The following is a 17,059-nucleotide window of genomic DNA, read 5'->3' on the forward strand; positions in this document are numbered from 1 at the left end:
ATGTCCGAATTGCCGTCAATCGAAAGGGCCACGAACTGACACGATTACGGCAATCGACGTAGTATGAGGCACGAGCATGACTGATCTTCCGCCAATTGTTGGCATTGGCGCATCTGAGTCCGACAAAGAAGCACTTGAGGAATTCATCAGTGCCGTTCCAGAGGAAAGCGGTATCGCCTATGTCGTGGTGCAGCAATTCGCGTCCGGGGCACCCTCGCAGACAGGTCACCTGATTGGGGCGCATACCGCTTTGCCTGTCGATCTGATCAAAGACGGCGACTCAATCAAACCGGATCATATCTATCTTGTCCCGCCCGGTTTTTTCCTTGAGATCGCTCAAGATCACTTCAGGCTGGGCACAGATATTCCCGAGGGCGGTGCGCCCGCCCCCATTGAACGGTTCCTTTTCTCACTCTCGCAAGCCGCAGGCCAACGCGCTTTTGGTGTTATCTTGTCCGAGACAGGGCAGGACGTGACGACGGGTCTGCGGGCGATCACAGCACAGGGTGGCGTGACGATTGTGCAAGACGGGGCTGCGACACCCTCAGAGACTGCTTTCGTGCTTCATCCCCGCGACATGCCGCAAAAGATTGTTGAACTTGTACACCAACAGCGCAGGATCGACGACCAGAGCGGACACGATGGCATACTTGAGGATATCAAAGCCCACTTGGCAGATATCGTCGGGCGGCTAGAGACCGGTGGCGAACATGCGTTTGCAGGGTACAAATCAGGCACCCTGATAAGGCGCGTCGCACGCCGTATGACGCTTTTGCGCCAAGGCTCTGCTCTGCGCTATCTGCAAATCCTTGATGAACAGCCCGATGAACGCAAACTATTAGTCCAGGATTTCATGATCGGCGTGACTGAATTCTTTCGCGACAATGAAAAATTCGAGGCCCTGCGCAAGAACGTGCTGTACCCCCTGTTTGAACGCGAGGATGAGAGTTTCCGTGTCTGGGTCCCCGGATGTGCGACCGGGGAGGAAGCGTATTCCATCGCTATTTTGATCCAAGAGATCATCGACGAGACCGGCGATGACAGGCCCTGGAAAATCTTTGGGACAGACATTGATGCAGACGCGCTACGCTTTGCACGTGCCGGCCAATACCTTAAATCGTCAACGACTGTGCTGGGCGACGCCAGACTGAAACGTCATTTCGAACCCGACGGCGACAATTTCCGCGTCAACGTGGCCCTCCGCGAGATGTGTGTCTTTGCCCCCCATAACCTATTGACGGATCAGCCGTTTTCCAAACTGGATCTGGTGTCTTGCCGCAACCTGATGATTTATCTCACGGCTGACAGTCAGGCGTTGGTTTTGCCACGGCTTCATTATGCGCTGAAACCAAAAGGTTTTCTTTTTCTCGGCCCCTCAGAAACACTGGGGAGGAACGAACACTACTTTGAAACAGTCGACCGCAACGCAAAAATCTTTCGACGCGATGACGAAACAGAAACAAGCTTTAGTGCCATGTCTCTTGCCGCGCCCCAGCGTAAAGGCCAGCCCCATGCAATCGCCAACCGTACCGTCGTACATCGGGTTTCAAGTTCAGCGGCAACCGAGATAGAAAACCGCTCTGAACAGGCCTTTTTACAGCGCCATGCGCCCCCCTTCATGACCGTGAACAGGCAAAATGAAGTCATCTATGTCTCAGAAGCCATGACTGCCTTTGTCAGACCGTCCCGGGGGGCGACAAGCACCGCTCTGGAGGATTTCCTGACGATGGAGCTGCGCCTGCCTGTCCACAGGGCGATTGAACAGACACGCAGTACCGGGATGGCTGCCGAAATTCAAAGCGTGGTGGTCCAGATTGGTGACACCCCAAAGCTGTTCGATATCAGCGCCGAACCCTTTGAAGAGTCGAGCAGCTTGATCCTTGTCGCGCTGACCGAAGTGCGCCAGCGTAACATGAACGAGATCGAGGGCATCGACAAACCAATTGGCAGTAGCGATCATCAGCAAGAACTGCTTTTGACACGCCGCCGCCTTTCGGAAATGCTGCGGCAATACACCTCCACGGATCAGGAACTTCGCGGTGCAAACGAAGAACTGCTGAGCATGAACGAGGAGTTTCAGAGCTCCAATGAGGAACTCGAGACGGGGCGGGAGGAACTCCAGGCGATCAACGAAGAGCTTGAAACAATCAATGCAGAACTGTCCGAGACCAACCGACAATTGACGTCTGCGAACAACAACCTGAAAAATCTGCTTGAAAGCACCAACATCGCAGCACTTTTCATTGATCAAAACGATCATGTCCGCCTGTTTACGCCGCAAGTAGAACGGCTTTTCGGCATTCAGGCGCGCGATATTGGGCGTTCAATCCATGATCTGGCCCGCAAAATCGACTATCATGATTTACAAGAGGACGCCGCCCGGGTGCGGCAGACGCTGCAACCTTTCGAACGCGAAGTCCGGATCGAGTTGACCGATGAAACCTTTATCATGCGCCTGCTCCCCTACCGCACGGTGGACAACCGGCTAGACGGGACCGTCGCAACCTTCATCGACGTATCGGGCCGCAAGCGAAACGAAAAAAAGCTTGAGGAAAACGCGAAAGTGCTTGCCGAACAGTATAGTGAACTTGAAACGCTATACGACTCTGCGCCGATCGGGCTAAGTCTGATTGACCGGAACCTGCGATATCTTCGGGTCAATGAAACCTTGGCTGCTATAAACGGATTTACCGTCGCCGAACATATCGGAAAGCTGCAAGAACATCTTTTGCCAGAAGCCCATGCCAATGTCAGCGATATCCAAAAACAGGTGTTGAGGACTGGTAAGGCGGCCACCGATATGATCGTACAAACAGCCACCCCCGCTGATCCGGGTCACATTCGCGAATTCATCGTTGATTTCTATCCCGTTAAACATGGCAACGATGTTTTTGCTTTGGGGACTTGCGTACGCGAAGTTACCGCCGAAAGGGAGCTGGAACGGCAGATCGCAGAAAGCGCCGCGCGGCAACGCGTGGCTGTGGATGCCGCTGGGCTTGGTGTTTTCGAATGGAATCTTCGGAAAGGTCATGCGATCTGGGAAAATAATCGTATGTTCGAAATATTCGGCTGTGATCCGGCCGACGGCCCGCTGCAGCTTGCCGATGCCACACAAGATGACATCAATCTTACGTCTAATGACAAGCTGTTGCAAAACGTCACGAACAAAGACGGGACCGTAAATTTCGAAATGCGCATCCGCCGCCGCAACGACGGCGCGGCGCGGGATCTGGAGTATTTTGGCACCCTCGAATATGCAGCTGACGGCACGCCAGACCGCCTGATTGGTGTTGTTGCCGACATCACCGATAAGACGCGGGCGCGCCAACGCGAACGCGAAAACCTGAACCGTGTTCAGCGCCTTCAGAACAGCCTGAGCGCCTTCGTGGGCATTTTGGACACGACAGGCACGTTGATCGAAGTCAACGCCGCAGCCCTCGAACGGGGCGGCCTTTCTCGCAGCGAAGTCATTGGCAAGAAACTTTGGGATTGTTGGTGGTGGTCCTTTAGCACCCGGTCCCAAGACCGACTGAAGACCGCAATCGATCGGGCGGTCGACGGCGAGATGTCCCGCTATGATGTCGAGGTACGCATGGCGGGCGGCCAAATGGCAATCATAGATTTTCAGCTTGTGCCGAACTTTGATGAAGAAGGTAACGTAGTTGAAATTGTACCGTCTGGGGTCGAAGTCACCCAACGTGTTGTGGCGGAAAGACAAAAAGACATCCTGCTTGCCGAGTTAGAGCATCGGGTCAAGAATACGCTCGCCACCGTTCAGGCGATCACACGGTTCACCGCGCGGATGTCCAAATCAAAGGAAGACATGGCAAAAAGCCTTGTAGAGCGACTGGGTGCCATGTCCCGGACGCACGACGCCCTGACCGCACGCGATTGGAAGGGGCAAAATCTGCGCGCGCTTGTGGAAACTGAAATTGCCCCTTACATCGGAGCCGGGAAAAACAGGTTCACCTACCGCGGCGACGACATGTTTCTTGAACCCAAGACCGTTCTGTCCCTTGGTCTCGCCCTCCACGAACTTGCAACCAATGCTGCCAAGTACGGGGCTTTTTCGAACACGTCGGGACGAGTTGAGTTTACGGCCGAATATGACAAGGACAGCACCTTCAAGCTTGAGTGGTGCGAATTTGATGGCCCCGAGGTTTTACCCCCCGATCACGAAGGCTTTGGGACATTTCTTGTCCAAAACCTCCTCGAAAAGGAATTGGACGCTACCGTTCGGGTCCTTTACAACAAGTCCGGTGTTCAGTGGTCTATCGTCAAGACCGGGGGGGCGTGAAAGCTTGTGTTTCTTCACGGCCGTTTTGGATAATTGATGCTTTGAAAAAGTAGGTGGTTATGAAAGTTCTGGTTTTGGAAGACGAGTTGATCGTCGGAATGGATCTTGTGATGCTATTGGAAGAATGGGGTCATACCGTAAGCGGCCCCCACCAATCGCCACAAGATGCTATTGACGCGATCAAAACATTCGAACCTGAAATTGCTTTACTGGATCTGAATTTGGGTAAGTTTGGAAATAGCAGAGCAGTGGCAGAAACGTTGAAACAGCGGGGAATAGTCTTTGCGTATCTAACAGGATACGGGTCGGCACGCAGTGTAGGTGCAGGTGCGCTTGAGGATGTATTGATTTTGAGCAAACCGTTTATCGAGGCTGAAATGAAGTCATTCATAGATGCGCATGCCTCTGCTGCGCTTTGAAGGTCACCCCGATAGCTTGGAGCGTCTACGGAGCGGTCACCATTTGTCTTTGATCGAAGACCTTTCCGACGTAAGCCTTACACCTTTAGACACGTCTGATATCACACACCACCTCAATAAAATTTGACCCTCGAAGTAGATCCTAAGACCGTTCCTCCACAATCATGTGGCATGCTTTGCGCGTGATTTCGGATGCTTAGGATGTACAGCATTTATGCTGAGATTTATTGTATTAGAAAAGAAGATCAAATCTATGTTGCGGACAGCCTCTTGAAAGCTACGACTTGATTGATGTTCAAAACGGGCCATTGTTCAAACGATTCATTCGAGGTTGCAGATTTCTTTGCCGAAGCGGCGTAGTACTTTTATGTTAGGATTAGGATTGAGGTTTGGTCACCGTGTGAATGCGACTGGTTCTAGAGAAAATATGATCTCTCAACGACCCGCTGCCACAGACTGCAGTATGCCGCCGTATCATAGCCCACCGTTATGTCATCCGAAGCCTCCTGCGTGTGCATGACACTGACAGGCGTTGGAACCAAGGCGATCCCCCGCCGAAATCTGGCTCAGGGGTAAAAGGTTAACGGCTTTATGTTGTACTAACGGGCCATCGTATTTATGGTCGCCCCAAGATCGTCGAGATGGTGGTGGCATCGTTCGCTTAGCTTGGCATCTACATTTTTTTTACCACCAAGGCGTTCATTTTTCACGCTGCAAAAGTTTTAGATTATAACCAAAGGTACGTTGGGCCTGCATGTCAAAAATATCAGAAAGCTCTTATTCCGTTATCATTATTGAAGACAATGTTCTGATCGCGCAAGAGGTCCTCGAATTGCTGGAGCCTGCAGGGTTTCAGCCTATCGGGCAATTCCAAACATACCTCTCGGCCTTGAAGAGCCTCGATGACCTTTCCCCGAGCTTTTGTGTCCTCGACCTTGATCTTGGGGGCAGTATGTATTCTGGATTTGGTCCCGGCGAAGAAGGGCGGCGGTTGCTCGCTGTGCTCGCTCACATACAAGTCCCGACCGTCGTCTACAGCGCCTTTACCCGGATGCAACATCAACTTGAACGGATACATCCCAACATGATTGCAGTCGACAAAATCGAACCCGCTGAACGGGTCATCGAAGCGCTAGGTGAACTGCGAGATGCTAGCCACCAAGCCTGAACCATCTATGAACGCCAGCTGGCACGCCCCGCCCCTGCCTATTGGTTTTCAAAACGCTGGGTCAGTTCAGGCGTTGCGCATCACCCAATCTGTGGCCGTGGGCAACAAGCTATTCAGAGCCGTCTGAAAGGCCGCAACGATGGCTGCTGGCGTATCATCGTTGGCGGGCGCTGATTGCGAAAAACTGCGACTGGCGATCAGCCGTTGATTGGAATCATCCAGAACCGTCAGGGCAATATCCACCTTTGCCAGCATCGTGCCGTCCGGCATGACGTTCACATCGAATGCATCCATGCGCACCAAAAGCGCTGTGTCAGGCACCGGTCCACCGTCACTGCGCCCGACATAGCCGATCCTGCCGGTTGCAGCGATGCTGCGGATCAGCAGCGATTGCAGCAGCACGGGGGCTTCGTCGCTCCAACGGGCCGCGGGCAAATAGGTGATCGACGCCGGATCAGGTTTGACCACGATGCGGTCGCTCGCGATGGCGGCAGGTGCTTGGGGCAGTGCAACAAGCAAGCTGTGCGATGTCCGCCGACCGCTGGTGGCCCCCCCGGCCGGCAGCAGATCGAACGTATCCAGCGGAACTCCCGCAGAATTCAGCGCCGCCACTGCGCTGCACCCGCTAAGGGCGGAAATCCCTCCAAATAAAGCGATCCGACGTGTGATTTTCAAAGTGGTCATAGCGCTACTTTCTATAGTCGGGAACACGGTTGTCCAGTATGAAACCTGCGGGATTACTTTCGATCCGGCGTGCTAGGCTGCTCAGGGTGCTGACCAGACTGCGCGCCTCGGCTGACAGGCGGGTCAGTTCGGGCAATCCGGTTTTTGCAAATCCGCTGATGCCCGGCGCGCTGGCCGACACGGCCCCTTGGACCTGCGCCACGACGCTATCCGCACGGCTGATCAGCGCCCGCAAGTCGGTCGCTATGGCGGGGATGTCACGGGTCACGTCTTCGACGGCGACACTGATCCGGTCCGCCGCCGTACGCAAATTCGACAGCATCGGGCCAACATCGGTCCGCAGCACGTCATTCGCACCGTCAAAGGCTGTCTCGGCAGAAACCAGCGCCCCTTGCGCGCTGCCCAATGCACCATCCAGCGCGCCAAGGCTGGTCTGGGCGCGCGTGAATAGCGCGTTGGCCGATGCCAGCGCCTGTTCCGCCCCCGCTGCCATCGGATCAAACCTGCCGGTCAGCCCGGTCACATCCTTGGCCACACTGTCCACCGCGTCCGATGCCGCGGCGACTGCCGTGCGAATATCCGTCATGATCACCGGCACGTCCTGCTCAACGATGCTCTGGATCGTCGCAATCGCGACTTTGGCGTCGGCCAAGACTGCGCGGGCATCGCCTATCAGGACCGTCCCCTCCCCACTGACGAGCGTATCAAAACTGTCCGAGGCGTCAGTTACCGCAACGAATGCCGTGTTCGCCTTGGCCAGCGTTTCCGCCAACTCTGTCAGCCGCGCGTTCAACAAATCGGCAGTCTGGCCGAACCCGTCAAGCGCATCGCCCGACCTGTTCTGCAAGTCTGCAATCGCGGCATCGGTCCGCGCCACCGCCGCCGCAATACCGGCCAGAATTTCAGGGACCCTGTCGCGCAAAAGAAGTTCCGATTGAGCGAACGTCCCTTCGACGCTTTTGATCGCAGCACCAGAGGCCGTCATCGTCTGATCGGCCGTATCAAAGGCACGCTGCGCCGCTTCCAGCGCCGAATTGCTTTTCTCCAGCGTAGTCTGAACCGATGAACCGATACGATCAAGCCGCCCGGTGAATTGGGTAATCTGGGCTGTAGCATCGCTGACCGTGCCCGTGATGCTGGAAAAATCGGTCAGCGCCTGATCCAGCTGCCCCGAAGAAGCGTCCAGATTGCGCAGAATGCGCGTCACATAAGCCTGATTTTCCGCGCCGGTCAGGGATTGGAACTGTTTCAACAGCTCGGTCGCCTGCGCCAAAAGGTCCGGCGCGTCTTCGACCAGCGCTTGGACCGTGGACCTTTTCGACGCGATCATCGGCAACCCCGTCTCGGGCACCTCAATCGGGCCTGCCCGCAGCGCGCCGCCGGACAAGGAAATATACGCCACACCCGTCACCCCTTGGGACTGCAACTGCGCAACGGTTCCCGAGGTTACCGGCGTTGCCTTGTCAATTTCAACGGTTGTCAGCACCTTGGAAGGGTCCTCGGCGTAAATTTCGAGCCCGATCACCTTGCCCACGGAAATCCCGTTGAACAACACATCACCCGACGGGTCCAACCCCGAAACGTCATCGAACAAAATGCCATAGGTCGCATATTGCCGGTCGATCTGGACGCTTGCCAGCCAGATAAAGAACCCCAAGGTGCCAAGGATCGCCAGCAGCGTAAACGCCCCGATCAAAATGAAATTTGCACGTGTTTCCATTAGGAAGTTGCCCCCGAAGACGTAAAAGCAGCACGCGCCCGCGGCCCGTGGAAATATTCGCGGACCCAAGGATGATCGACCTCAAGCATCTCTTGCATTGTGCCAACGGCCAGCACGCGTTTATCGGCCAAAACCGCCACGCGGTCACAGATCGCATACAGGCTGTCCAGATCATGGGTGACCAGAAACACCGTCAGCCCAAGGGCCGCCTGAAGCTGGCGGATCAGGATATCGAATGCAGCCGCCCCGATCGGGTCCAGCCCTGCGGTAGGTTCGTCCAGAAACACAATCTCGGGGTCAAGGGCGATGGCCCGCGCGAACCCTGCCCGTTTGCGCATACCGCCCGACAGTTCGGACGGGTATTTGCCCAGCGCGTTTTCCGGTAAACCCACCATGCGCACCTTGATGGCTGCCAGCGTCTCGCGCAGGGTTTCCTCAAGGTGCAATTGCTCGCGCATCGGTGCCTCGACGTTTTGGCGCACGGTCAGCGATGAAAACAGCGCGCCATCCTGAAACATCACGCCCCATCGGCGGCGCAGGCGTCGATAATCCTCCTCAGAGGTGTCGCGCACAGTTTGATTGAACACCTCGATCTGCCCTGCATCCGGTTTGAGCAGGCCCACGATGGCGCGTAACAACACCGACTTGCCCGTCCCCGATCCACCAACCACGCCGATAATCTCGCCTTGGCGCACGTCCAGATCCAGACCGTCATGGACGGTATGGGTGCCAAAACGCGTGGTCAAACCACGCACACGAATGATGGGATCATCGACAGCGTCCGACATCAAACCCCCACAATCGCGAAAAAGATCGAAAACATAGCATCCATCACAATGACCATAAAAATCGACAGGACAACCGACGTCGACGTCAACCGCCCCAAAGATTCCGCATCGCCGCCGACTTTCATACCCTCGTAACACCCGATGATGCCGATGATCAGCGCAAAGAACGGGGCTTTGATCATGCCGACGCCGAAATGCCAGACATCGGTATTGCTGACCAGTCGCGACTGGAACACCGCAGGCGATACGCCCAATTCGATCCACGACATGACCGCGCCACCGACAAGGCCCGAGATATCTGCAATCAGGCCCAGCGCAGGCAGCATCAACATCAGCGCCAGAACGCGCGGCACGACCAGTATAGTCACCGGATCCAGCCCGATGGTGCGCATCGCATCGATTTCCTCGCGCATTTTCATGGATCCGATGGCGGCGGTAAACGCCGACCCGGACCGCCCTGCCACGATGATCGCGGTCAGCAAAATGCCAAGCTCGCGCAATACGGAAATGGCGATCAGATCCACGACAAAGACTTCGGCCCCGAATTGACGCAGCTGTACGGCCCCCTGAAATGCCAGCACCACACCGATCAGAAACGCCATCAAGGCAACAATCGGCACCGCGTTCAACCCGACCTCTTGGCAGTGATGCACCAATGAGGTCAGCCGCAGCCTGCGCGGATGAAACAAGATGCCAACCAACGTGGCCACGACCTGCCCCAGAAAGGACGTCAGTTCGACCGTCTTTCGCGCGCCACGTGTCACCATCTGGCCCAATGTTTCGATCTGATCCAGCAGCGTCTTGGGTTTTGGCATCGCCATGTCTTGGGGCGGCATGCTGGCCCGCACGACGTCAATCAACTGGGCCTGCGCATCGCTTGCGCCCTTGATTTCCACCTCTTTGCCGCCAGCAGACAGCCGGTTGTGCAAATCAACCAACAGCCATGCACCGGCGGTGTCGATCCGCGTCAGGCCACCGATATCTATGGTAGTGACATCGTGTGCCTCCTGCAACAATGCAGAGCGATCAAGCCGCTCGACCGCGGCGATGCGCAGATCGCCTGATACCTCTAGCCGCGCGGCGGTGACGGAAAAACCGGCATCCGCGGCACTGTCTTTTAGGACGGCCTCGCTCATGCTGTTTGGCCTTGGGAGATGGGGGATGCCGCTTGGCTTTCCCCTTGCGTGGCTTGTGGGGGCATCGGGCCCGGATCAATCCGCAGCGACCGCAACGCATTCAGGATCACGGCCACGTCGATCACCTCTTGCAGCACCGCACCTTGCACAGGGGTCAGATACCCCAAAGCGGCTGCAATCATCCCTGCGACGGACAGGCCGATCCCTACAATCACGCTTTGGAATGCGATCCGGCGCGCGCCACGCGCGACGATCAGACCGGGCAGCAGGCGGGCAAGGTTATCGACCAGCAAAACCACATCGGCCGCTTCGGCGGACGCAGCAGCCCCGCGCGCGCCCATCGCCACGCCCACATCGGCGGCCGCCAGTGCAGGTGCATCATTCACCCCGTCCCCGACCATCATCACCGGACCGTTCTTGCGCTCAGACAGCACCAACAGCACCTTTTGATCCGGCGTCAGATCGGCATGGACCCCGTCAAGGGCCAGACCATCAGTCACCGCCACCGCCACTGCGTGGCGATCCCCGGTTGCCAGCACGATGCGTTCAATCCCGTTTTGCCGCAGCCCCGCCAGCAACATCGGCGTATCAGACCGCAGCGCATCCGCCATCACCAGCTCTCCGGCAAGGTTTCCGTCCACGCCAAGCGATACCAGAACCGCCCCCGGTTCTTGCGGTCCACCATCGCGAACGGGGACCGCCATGCGCCCGGCGACGAAATCCATGCCGCCGACCACGACATCACGACCGTCTATTGTACCAGACACGCCTTCGCCGGGGATCTCATTGACCTTGCTAGGCACACCCAGCTTGATGCCTTTTGAATGGGCCGCGGCAACAACAGCCTGTGCGACGGGATGTTGGGATGCCTGGTCCAATGCTGCCGCGAAATACAGGACCTCGTCTTCGGTCAGTTCACCGCTAGAACTGACCGACACGATCTGCGGTCGCCCGTCGGTCAGGGTGCCGGTCTTGTCGACAATCAGCGTGCGAATACGGGCCATTGCCTCAAGTGCCTTGCCGCCCTTGATCAGCACGCCAAAGCCCGCAGCCCGCGACAGCCCCGCCACCAATGCGACCGGCACGGCAAGGATCAGCGGACAGGGTGTGGCCACCACCAGAACGGCGACCGCACGGATCGGATCACCGCTGAACCACCACGCAGCAACCGCCAGCGCCACGGTCACCCCCAAAAACAGAAGCGAATAGCGGTCCGCCATCCGCGCCATCGGAGCTTTGGATTTCTGGGCTGCCTCAACCAGCCGCACGATCCCGGCATAGGTGCTGTCAGCAGCCTCGCGCGTGGCACGCAGGTCGAACGCCTCGCCTGCGTTGGTGGCCCCGCTCATCACGTTCATGTCGCGCATCAGGCGCACCGGCATCGCCTCGCCCGTCAGGGCGGATTGATCCAGCATGGCATGTTCGCTGGCAACCGTGCCATCGACGGGCACCACCTCTCCTTGCCGTATCAACAGCAGGTCATCGGGCATGATCGCATCAAGCGCTATTTTCTCAAGCTGGCCGTCGCGGTGCCGCGTCGCCGTGCGCGGGACACGTGCCAACAGATCGCGCATCTCGCGGCGGGCACGCCCTTCGGCAAAGCTTTCTAGAACTGTACCGCCGGAATACATCAACGCGACGACGGCAGCGGCAAGGGTTTCGCCAAAGAAAAGCGCCGCAGACATCGACAACGCCGCCACGATATCAAGCCCGACGTCCCCCTTGATCAGGCTTCGGATGATCTCAACGCACAAAGCGGCAAGAACAGGCACCACGCCCGCCCCCCAAGCCCAATGCGCCATCCCGGGCATGCCCGCCATCCAAAGCCCTGCGCCGATGGCCAACCCCAAGGCAGACAACAGCAGCAGAACCATCTTTGGGGGATCATGAAACATTCGGGAACATCCTAAGAACCATTCACAAGTTGATCTTGACCTGAAAGGGCTGTCAATCGCGGCCAGTCCGGCCGTTATCGGTATCAGCCCCGCTTTCAGTATCAGCCTTGTGTCATCGCAGCACTGATCTGGCTGCGCAGATCGCTCGGCAACGCGTCAATGGCGCGCGCCATCACGACACTGTCCTTCCGTGCGGCATGTAATTGGTCGATCAACGAAATCAGGATTCCGATGACAGTTTCATCCAGTTCAAGATCCTCTGAAAGGTCACACAAAAGCTCCAGCCGGGCAATGTCGATCTCGCGAAACATATGCCGACCGTCGATGCGGGCCGGCTTGACCAGATCGACCTCGACGAACCGCACCAACTGGCTGCGGGTCAGGCGCGTAACAGTGGTGATTACGTCGTCTTCTGAAAATAAATCGGTCATTTTTCGGCCCCTTTCATCAGATCCTGGCGTGGATCAAAGGCATGGGCCTCGCGCCAGCCGGTCAGGAAATCGCGCAGTTCCGCATCCGGTTCCTTGGGCACGACGACTTTCAACTCGACCCGCTGGTCGCCTTTGGTCTTTTGGCCCTTGCGGACCAGGCCACGCCCCCGCAACCGCATAACCCGCCCCGAACTTGCACCTGCCGGAATCGTCAACCCAACAGGTCCATCAATCGTAGGCACCGTGACCTTGCCACCCAGAATAGCCTCGTCGAATGTGATGGGCAGGGTCAGAACGATATCGTCGTCCTCGCGTTTGAATACAGGGTGGTCCAGTACGGAAACTGTGATCAATGCATCCCCCGCAGGACCACCACCGTACCCTGGCCCACCTTTGCCGCGCAGGCGCAAAGTCTGCCCGTCCTGCGTGCCTGCGGGAATTTTCACAGCTATGCCCTTGCCGTCTGGCAAGGTGATGCGCGTCTCGCTGCCGCGGGCCGCATCGAGAAACGGAACCTCAAGCCTATACTGTGCATCGGCCCCGGCAGCCGCACGGCCCCGCCCGCCGAAACCGCCCCCAAAGCCTTCGTCGCCTGCCCTGTCAAAACCAAAGCCACCGCCTGTGCGCCCACGGTTGCGCAAAATCTCGGCGAATAGGTCAGACGGGTCAAACTCGGGACCGCCGCCGTGCCGCTGCTGATAGACGTTGTCGGGTGCATCGGCGAAATCACGGTAATACTGGCGCTGGGGCCGTTCGGCCCCATGCGCGTCGATTTCACCCGCATCAAACCGCGCGCGGGTTTCGGGGTCTTTCAACAGATCATAGGCAGTCGAGATAGCCTTGAACCGCGCCTCGGCGGCCGCGTCATCGGGATGCAGATCCGGGTGACTGGTGCGCACCAGCTTGCGGTACGCTTTCTTGATTTCGTCGGCTGTGGCTTTAGCGGTCAGCCCAAGAACTTCATAGGGATCGCGTGTTTTCTGTGGTCCTTGTGCAGTCATGGGTTCGCAATCCGGAATAATGGCATCAGCTGATTAAGGTATCCATCTCATGCCCGTCTTGGTCAGTCTCTGATCTAGATCAATGTTCCCCGATCCAGAATGTCCTATTCAAGGATTGAAGATGCCAAAGGTCAAGGCATTCAATCCCGCATTCCAAGGCAGATGATACGCAACAAACCGCAACCCAACCCGGATAATGAGGCTATGATGACACAAAAACAGACCGATCAAGAACCCGTCGTGCAAAAACAGGATGACGACAAAGTGCAGCCTGCAGCAAAAAAGACCGCCGAAAAGCCGATGCCAGATGATAAACCGGCAAAACCCACCACCGCTGATGCTGTCGAAGAAGACATGTTCAACAACATGCCTGTCTAACAAACATGTCCTTTGGACATCTGTCCGGCGCGGTCCAGTGGCATCAACATGCGCCGCGCCTCATTATTTTCACCGCCAGATCGAGCCAGATCAATGCCGCATTGCAGCGTACAAAATAGTGTCACCACCAAAAACGCGTTTTTGCGCCTTCAAATGAAGGGCACGGTATGCAAACCGACCCCAAGTTGATCCCATTTGTCACGAAACGCCCGAATGGTCTGGTTCAGGCACAATGCCCAGAGCCTGCGGCACCCGCGACGCGCCATGAAGAAACCTACGAGAAACTGGACCGTTTGGCCCACTCGACCGTCGCCACCGCGACATCAGGGCTGGCCCCATCGGTATTGGCAGAGGCATGGATGGATTGGGCAGTCCATCTGGCCGTGTCCCCCGGCAAGCAATTGCAGATGACCCAGCAGGCGATCAGAAACAGCCGCGAGATCTGGGCCGCCAGCCTTGGCAAAGAGCTGCCTTGCCCCCCCGATGATCGCCGATTTGACGGCGAGGGCTGGCAGAAATATCCCTTCAACGTCTGGGCACTGGCCCACCAAAATACGTGGCAATGGTGGCAAGATGCCATGACAAACGTCCACGGCGTCGCCCCAGCCCACGAAGACCTTTTGGCGTTCACAGCCAGCCTGATCGTTGACACGACCGCCCCGTCGAACTTCGCGCTGACCAACCCCGATGTGATCGCTGCGACCTTTCGCGAAAAGGGGCAGAACTTGGTCCGCGGGGCCGAAAACCTGTTCACTGATATGGCCCAAAAAATCGGCATAGCCAAGCCTGCTGGCCCGCAACCCTTTGAAGTCGGACGTAATTTGGCAACCAGTCCCGGCAAGGTCGTGCTGCGCAACGACCTGATCGAGCTGATCCAATACACCCCGACCACCCCAAAGGTGCGCCCTGAACCGATCCTGATCGTGCCTGCCTGGATCATGAAATACTATATTCTTGATCTGTCGGCGCATAATTCTCTGGTCGCATTTCTGGTGGCACAGGGCTTTACCGTCTTCATGATCTCGTGGAAGAATCCGGATGCGTCTGACCGCAATTTGAGCATGGCGGATTACCGTGAGCTTGGGGTGATGGCTGCGATGGAGGCAGCGCTTGCCATCACGCAGGCCGATAAATTGCATGCCATCGGCTATTGCCTTGGCGGGACGCTGTTGGCGATCGCAGCGGCAGCCATGGGGCGCGACAATGATGACCGCTTGGCAACCGCGACGTTCCTTGCTGCACAGGTCGACTTTACCGAGGCGGGACCGCTGCGCTTGTTCATCAATGACAGTCAGGTCACCCTTATCGAAGATATGATGGCGCAAGAGGGTTTCTTGTCCACAGACCAGATGGCAGGCACCTTTGCGCTGCTGCGCGCCCGCGACCTGATCTGGGCACCAGCGATCCGCGCCTACCTGCTGGGCCAGCGGCCCAGTGCCTTTGATCTGATGGCGTGGAATGCGGATGCGACACGGATGCCTGCAAAAATGCACTCTGAATACTTGCGCAAGCTGTTCTTGAACAATGACCTGACCGAAGGGCGCTATCACGTCGGGAAGGATGCGATCGCCGTTGCAGATATCCGTGCGCCGATCTTTGCCGTAGGAACCGAAGACGACCACGTCGCCCCGTGGCCATCGGTCTACAAGTTCCATCTGTATGCTGACACCGCCGTGACCTTCGTGCTGACCAATGGCGGGCATAACGCAGGCATCGTGTCCGAACCGGGACATCCGGGCCGCCATTTCAGGATCGCCAAAACTGCCGTAAATGCGGCCTACCGCGATCCCGATGACTGGCGGGCCGACCACGCCCCGAAAGACGGATCATGGTGGGAAGCATTTTCCGACTGGCTTGCCGCACGTTCTGGAAAACCTGTCACACCGCCAAAAACCGGCACGCCTTCGGGCCCCTACAAGGTGATCTGCAATGCGCCGGGCAGCTATGTGATGCAAAAATGAAACCACTGGAAAACACCGCAAAATCGGGCGCGCGCCACAGCCAATCGCAGCGTAGATACCGGAGACGTCCATGACCGCACCTGATCCAGGTCCTCCGATGCAGTATATCGAAAACAAGACCTATGACGAAATTTCGGTCGGCGACCATGCTGACCTGATCCGGACGTTAAAAGCGCAGGATATCGAACTGTTTGCCGTGATGTCGGGCGATGTGAACCCAGCCCATATTGACGCTGAATATGCCAAGACCGATATGTTTCACGGCGTTATTGCCCATGGCATGTGGGGCGGTGCGCTGATCTCGGCTGTGTTGGGGACGGAACTGCCCGGCCCCGGTACGATCTTTTTAAAGCAAACTCTGAACTTCGAGGCCCCAGTTGGCGTGGGCGACACCGTGACGGTACGGGTCGAGGTGACGCAAAAGCTGGATAAGAACCGGCTGACCCTTGCGTGCACCTGCATCAACCAGTCCGGCAAAACCGTGATCGAAGGCGAGGCGCTGGTCATCGCGCCGCGTGAAAAGGTCCGCCGTCCGCGAACAGTGTTGCCCGACGTGCATCTGCACACACAAGGGGCGCAATATGCCCGGCTGATCGCGCAAACCGACGCGCTGGATCCGGTGCGCACGGCGATCGTCCACCCCTGCGATCCGGTATCATTAGGCAGTGCGCTAGATGCAGCAGTCCAAGGGATGATCCTGCCGATACTGGTAGGACCGCGCGCCAAAATCGACGCCGCTGCCCGCGAGGCCGACCGCAACCTTGAGGGTATCGACATCATCGACACCCCGCATAGTCACGCCGCCGCCGCAGCGGCCGTGGCGCTGGTACGCGCAGGCAAGGTCACCGCCCTGATGAAAGGGTCGCTGCACACGGACGAACTGATGGAAGCTGTTGTTGACAGCACCCTCGGCCTGCGCACCGAACGCCGAATGAGCCATGCCTATGTGCTGGACGTACCGACTTATCCCAAACCGCTTTTGATTACCGATGCCGCAGTCAACATCGCGCCTGATCTGGCCATCAAGCGGGACATCGTGCAAAATGCAATCGACCTTGCGCTGGCGCTTGGCATAGATCTGCCCAAAGTCGCGATCTTGTCCGCCGTCGAAACGGTGAACCCGCGCATCGCATCGACCCTAGATGCAGCAGCGCTGTGCAAGATGGCTGATCGCGGGCAGA

13 protein-coding genes are annotated in these 17,059 nt (G+C 57.4%); 6 read left to right on the plus strand and 7 right to left on the minus strand.

Annotated features, from left to right (window positions below; all coding sequences use genetic code 11):
* Positions 1 to 76 precede the first annotated feature (76 nt).
* The 3 genes from ABYT07_RS02870 to ABYT07_RS02880 all read left to right on the plus strand — a co-directional run bounded on the left by ABYT07_RS02870 (position 77) and on the right by ABYT07_RS02880 (position 5,884).
* Positions 77 to 4,297, plus strand: a complete 4,221-nt coding sequence (locus ABYT07_RS02870; RefSeq protein ID WP_372989320.1) for a CheR family methyltransferase — start codon at positions 77 to 79, stop codon at positions 4,295 to 4,297.
* A 59-nt stretch (positions 4,298 to 4,356) separates the two neighbouring features.
* Positions 4,357 to 4,716, plus strand: coding sequence for a hypothetical protein (locus ABYT07_RS02875; RefSeq protein WP_372989321.1), 360 nt, complete (start codon positions 4,357 to 4,359; stop codon positions 4,714 to 4,716).
* Positions 4,717 to 5,470: 754 nt separating this feature from the next.
* Positions 5,471 to 5,884 (plus strand): hypothetical protein, encoded by a 414-nt coding sequence (locus ABYT07_RS02880; protein ID WP_372989322.1) that lies wholly within the window; start codon positions 5,471 to 5,473, stop codon positions 5,882 to 5,884.
* Positions 5,885 to 5,950: 66 nt separating this feature from the next.
* Here the strand turns inward: ABYT07_RS02880 and ABYT07_RS02885 are convergent, their stop codons facing one another.
* The 7 genes from ABYT07_RS02885 to ABYT07_RS02915 all read right to left on the minus strand — a co-directional run bounded on the left by ABYT07_RS02885 (position 5,951) and on the right by ABYT07_RS02915 (position 13,539).
* Complete coding sequence (locus ABYT07_RS02885) at positions 5,951 to 6,568, minus strand: ABC-type transport auxiliary lipoprotein family protein (protein ID WP_372989323.1); 618 nt, start codon at positions 6,566 to 6,568, stop codon at positions 5,951 to 5,953.
* Between the two features lie 4 nt (positions 6,569 to 6,572).
* On the minus strand, positions 6,573 to 8,288 hold the full coding sequence (locus ABYT07_RS02890; protein WP_372989324.1) for an MlaD family protein: 1,716 nt from the start codon (positions 8,286 to 8,288) through the stop codon (positions 6,573 to 6,575).
* The gene (locus ABYT07_RS02895) at positions 8,288 to 9,076 is read right to left on the minus strand and encodes an ABC transporter ATP-binding protein (protein ID WP_372989325.1); all 789 of its coding nucleotides are present in this window, start codon (positions 9,074 to 9,076) and stop codon (positions 8,288 to 8,290) included. Before ABYT07_RS02895 ends, ABYT07_RS02890 begins: the two co-directional genes overlap by 1 nt.
* Complete coding sequence (locus ABYT07_RS02900) at positions 9,076 to 10,212, minus strand: ABC transporter permease (protein WP_372989326.1); 1,137 nt, start codon at positions 10,210 to 10,212, stop codon at positions 9,076 to 9,078. The genes ABYT07_RS02895 and ABYT07_RS02900 overlap by 1 nt, the downstream gene beginning before the upstream one ends.
* Positions 10,209 to 12,107: a heavy metal translocating P-type ATPase gene (locus ABYT07_RS02905; protein WP_372989327.1), complete on the minus strand. Its 1,899-nt coding sequence runs from the start codon at positions 12,105 to 12,107 to the stop codon at positions 10,209 to 10,211. The genes ABYT07_RS02900 and ABYT07_RS02905 overlap by 4 nt, the downstream gene beginning before the upstream one ends.
* Positions 12,108 to 12,208: 101 nt before the next feature.
* Entirely contained in the window at positions 12,209 to 12,538 is a 330-nt protein-coding gene (locus tag ABYT07_RS02910; RefSeq protein ID WP_372989328.1) for a hypothetical protein, read from the minus strand.
* On the minus strand, positions 12,535 to 13,539 hold the full coding sequence (locus ABYT07_RS02915) for a DnaJ C-terminal domain-containing protein (protein ID WP_372989329.1): 1,005 nt from the start codon (positions 13,537 to 13,539) through the stop codon (positions 12,535 to 12,537). The genes ABYT07_RS02910 and ABYT07_RS02915 overlap by 4 nt, the downstream gene beginning before the upstream one ends.
* A 204-nt stretch (positions 13,540 to 13,743) precedes the next feature.
* Between ABYT07_RS02915 and ABYT07_RS02920 the strand changes: the two genes are divergently transcribed.
* From ABYT07_RS02920 to ABYT07_RS02930, 3 genes are all read left to right on the plus strand, one after another.
* On the plus strand, positions 13,744 to 13,917 hold the full coding sequence (locus tag ABYT07_RS02920; RefSeq protein ID WP_372989330.1) for a hypothetical protein: 174 nt from the start codon (positions 13,744 to 13,746) through the stop codon (positions 13,915 to 13,917).
* Between the two features lie 167 nt (positions 13,918 to 14,084).
* On the plus strand, positions 14,085 to 15,878 hold the full coding sequence (locus ABYT07_RS02925; RefSeq protein ID WP_372989332.1) for a PHA/PHB synthase family protein: 1,794 nt from the start codon (positions 14,085 to 14,087) through the stop codon (positions 15,876 to 15,878).
* A gap of 70 nt (positions 15,879 to 15,948) precedes the next feature.
* Positions 15,949 to 17,059 (plus strand): bifunctional enoyl-CoA hydratase/phosphate acetyltransferase (locus ABYT07_RS02930; RefSeq protein ID WP_372989333.1); only part of this gene is annotated, 1,111 nt, incomplete at its 3' end.

This window comes from Sulfitobacter sp., from assembly GCF_041552635.1.
GTDB lineage: Bacteria > Pseudomonadota > Alphaproteobacteria > Rhodobacterales > Rhodobacteraceae > Sulfitobacter.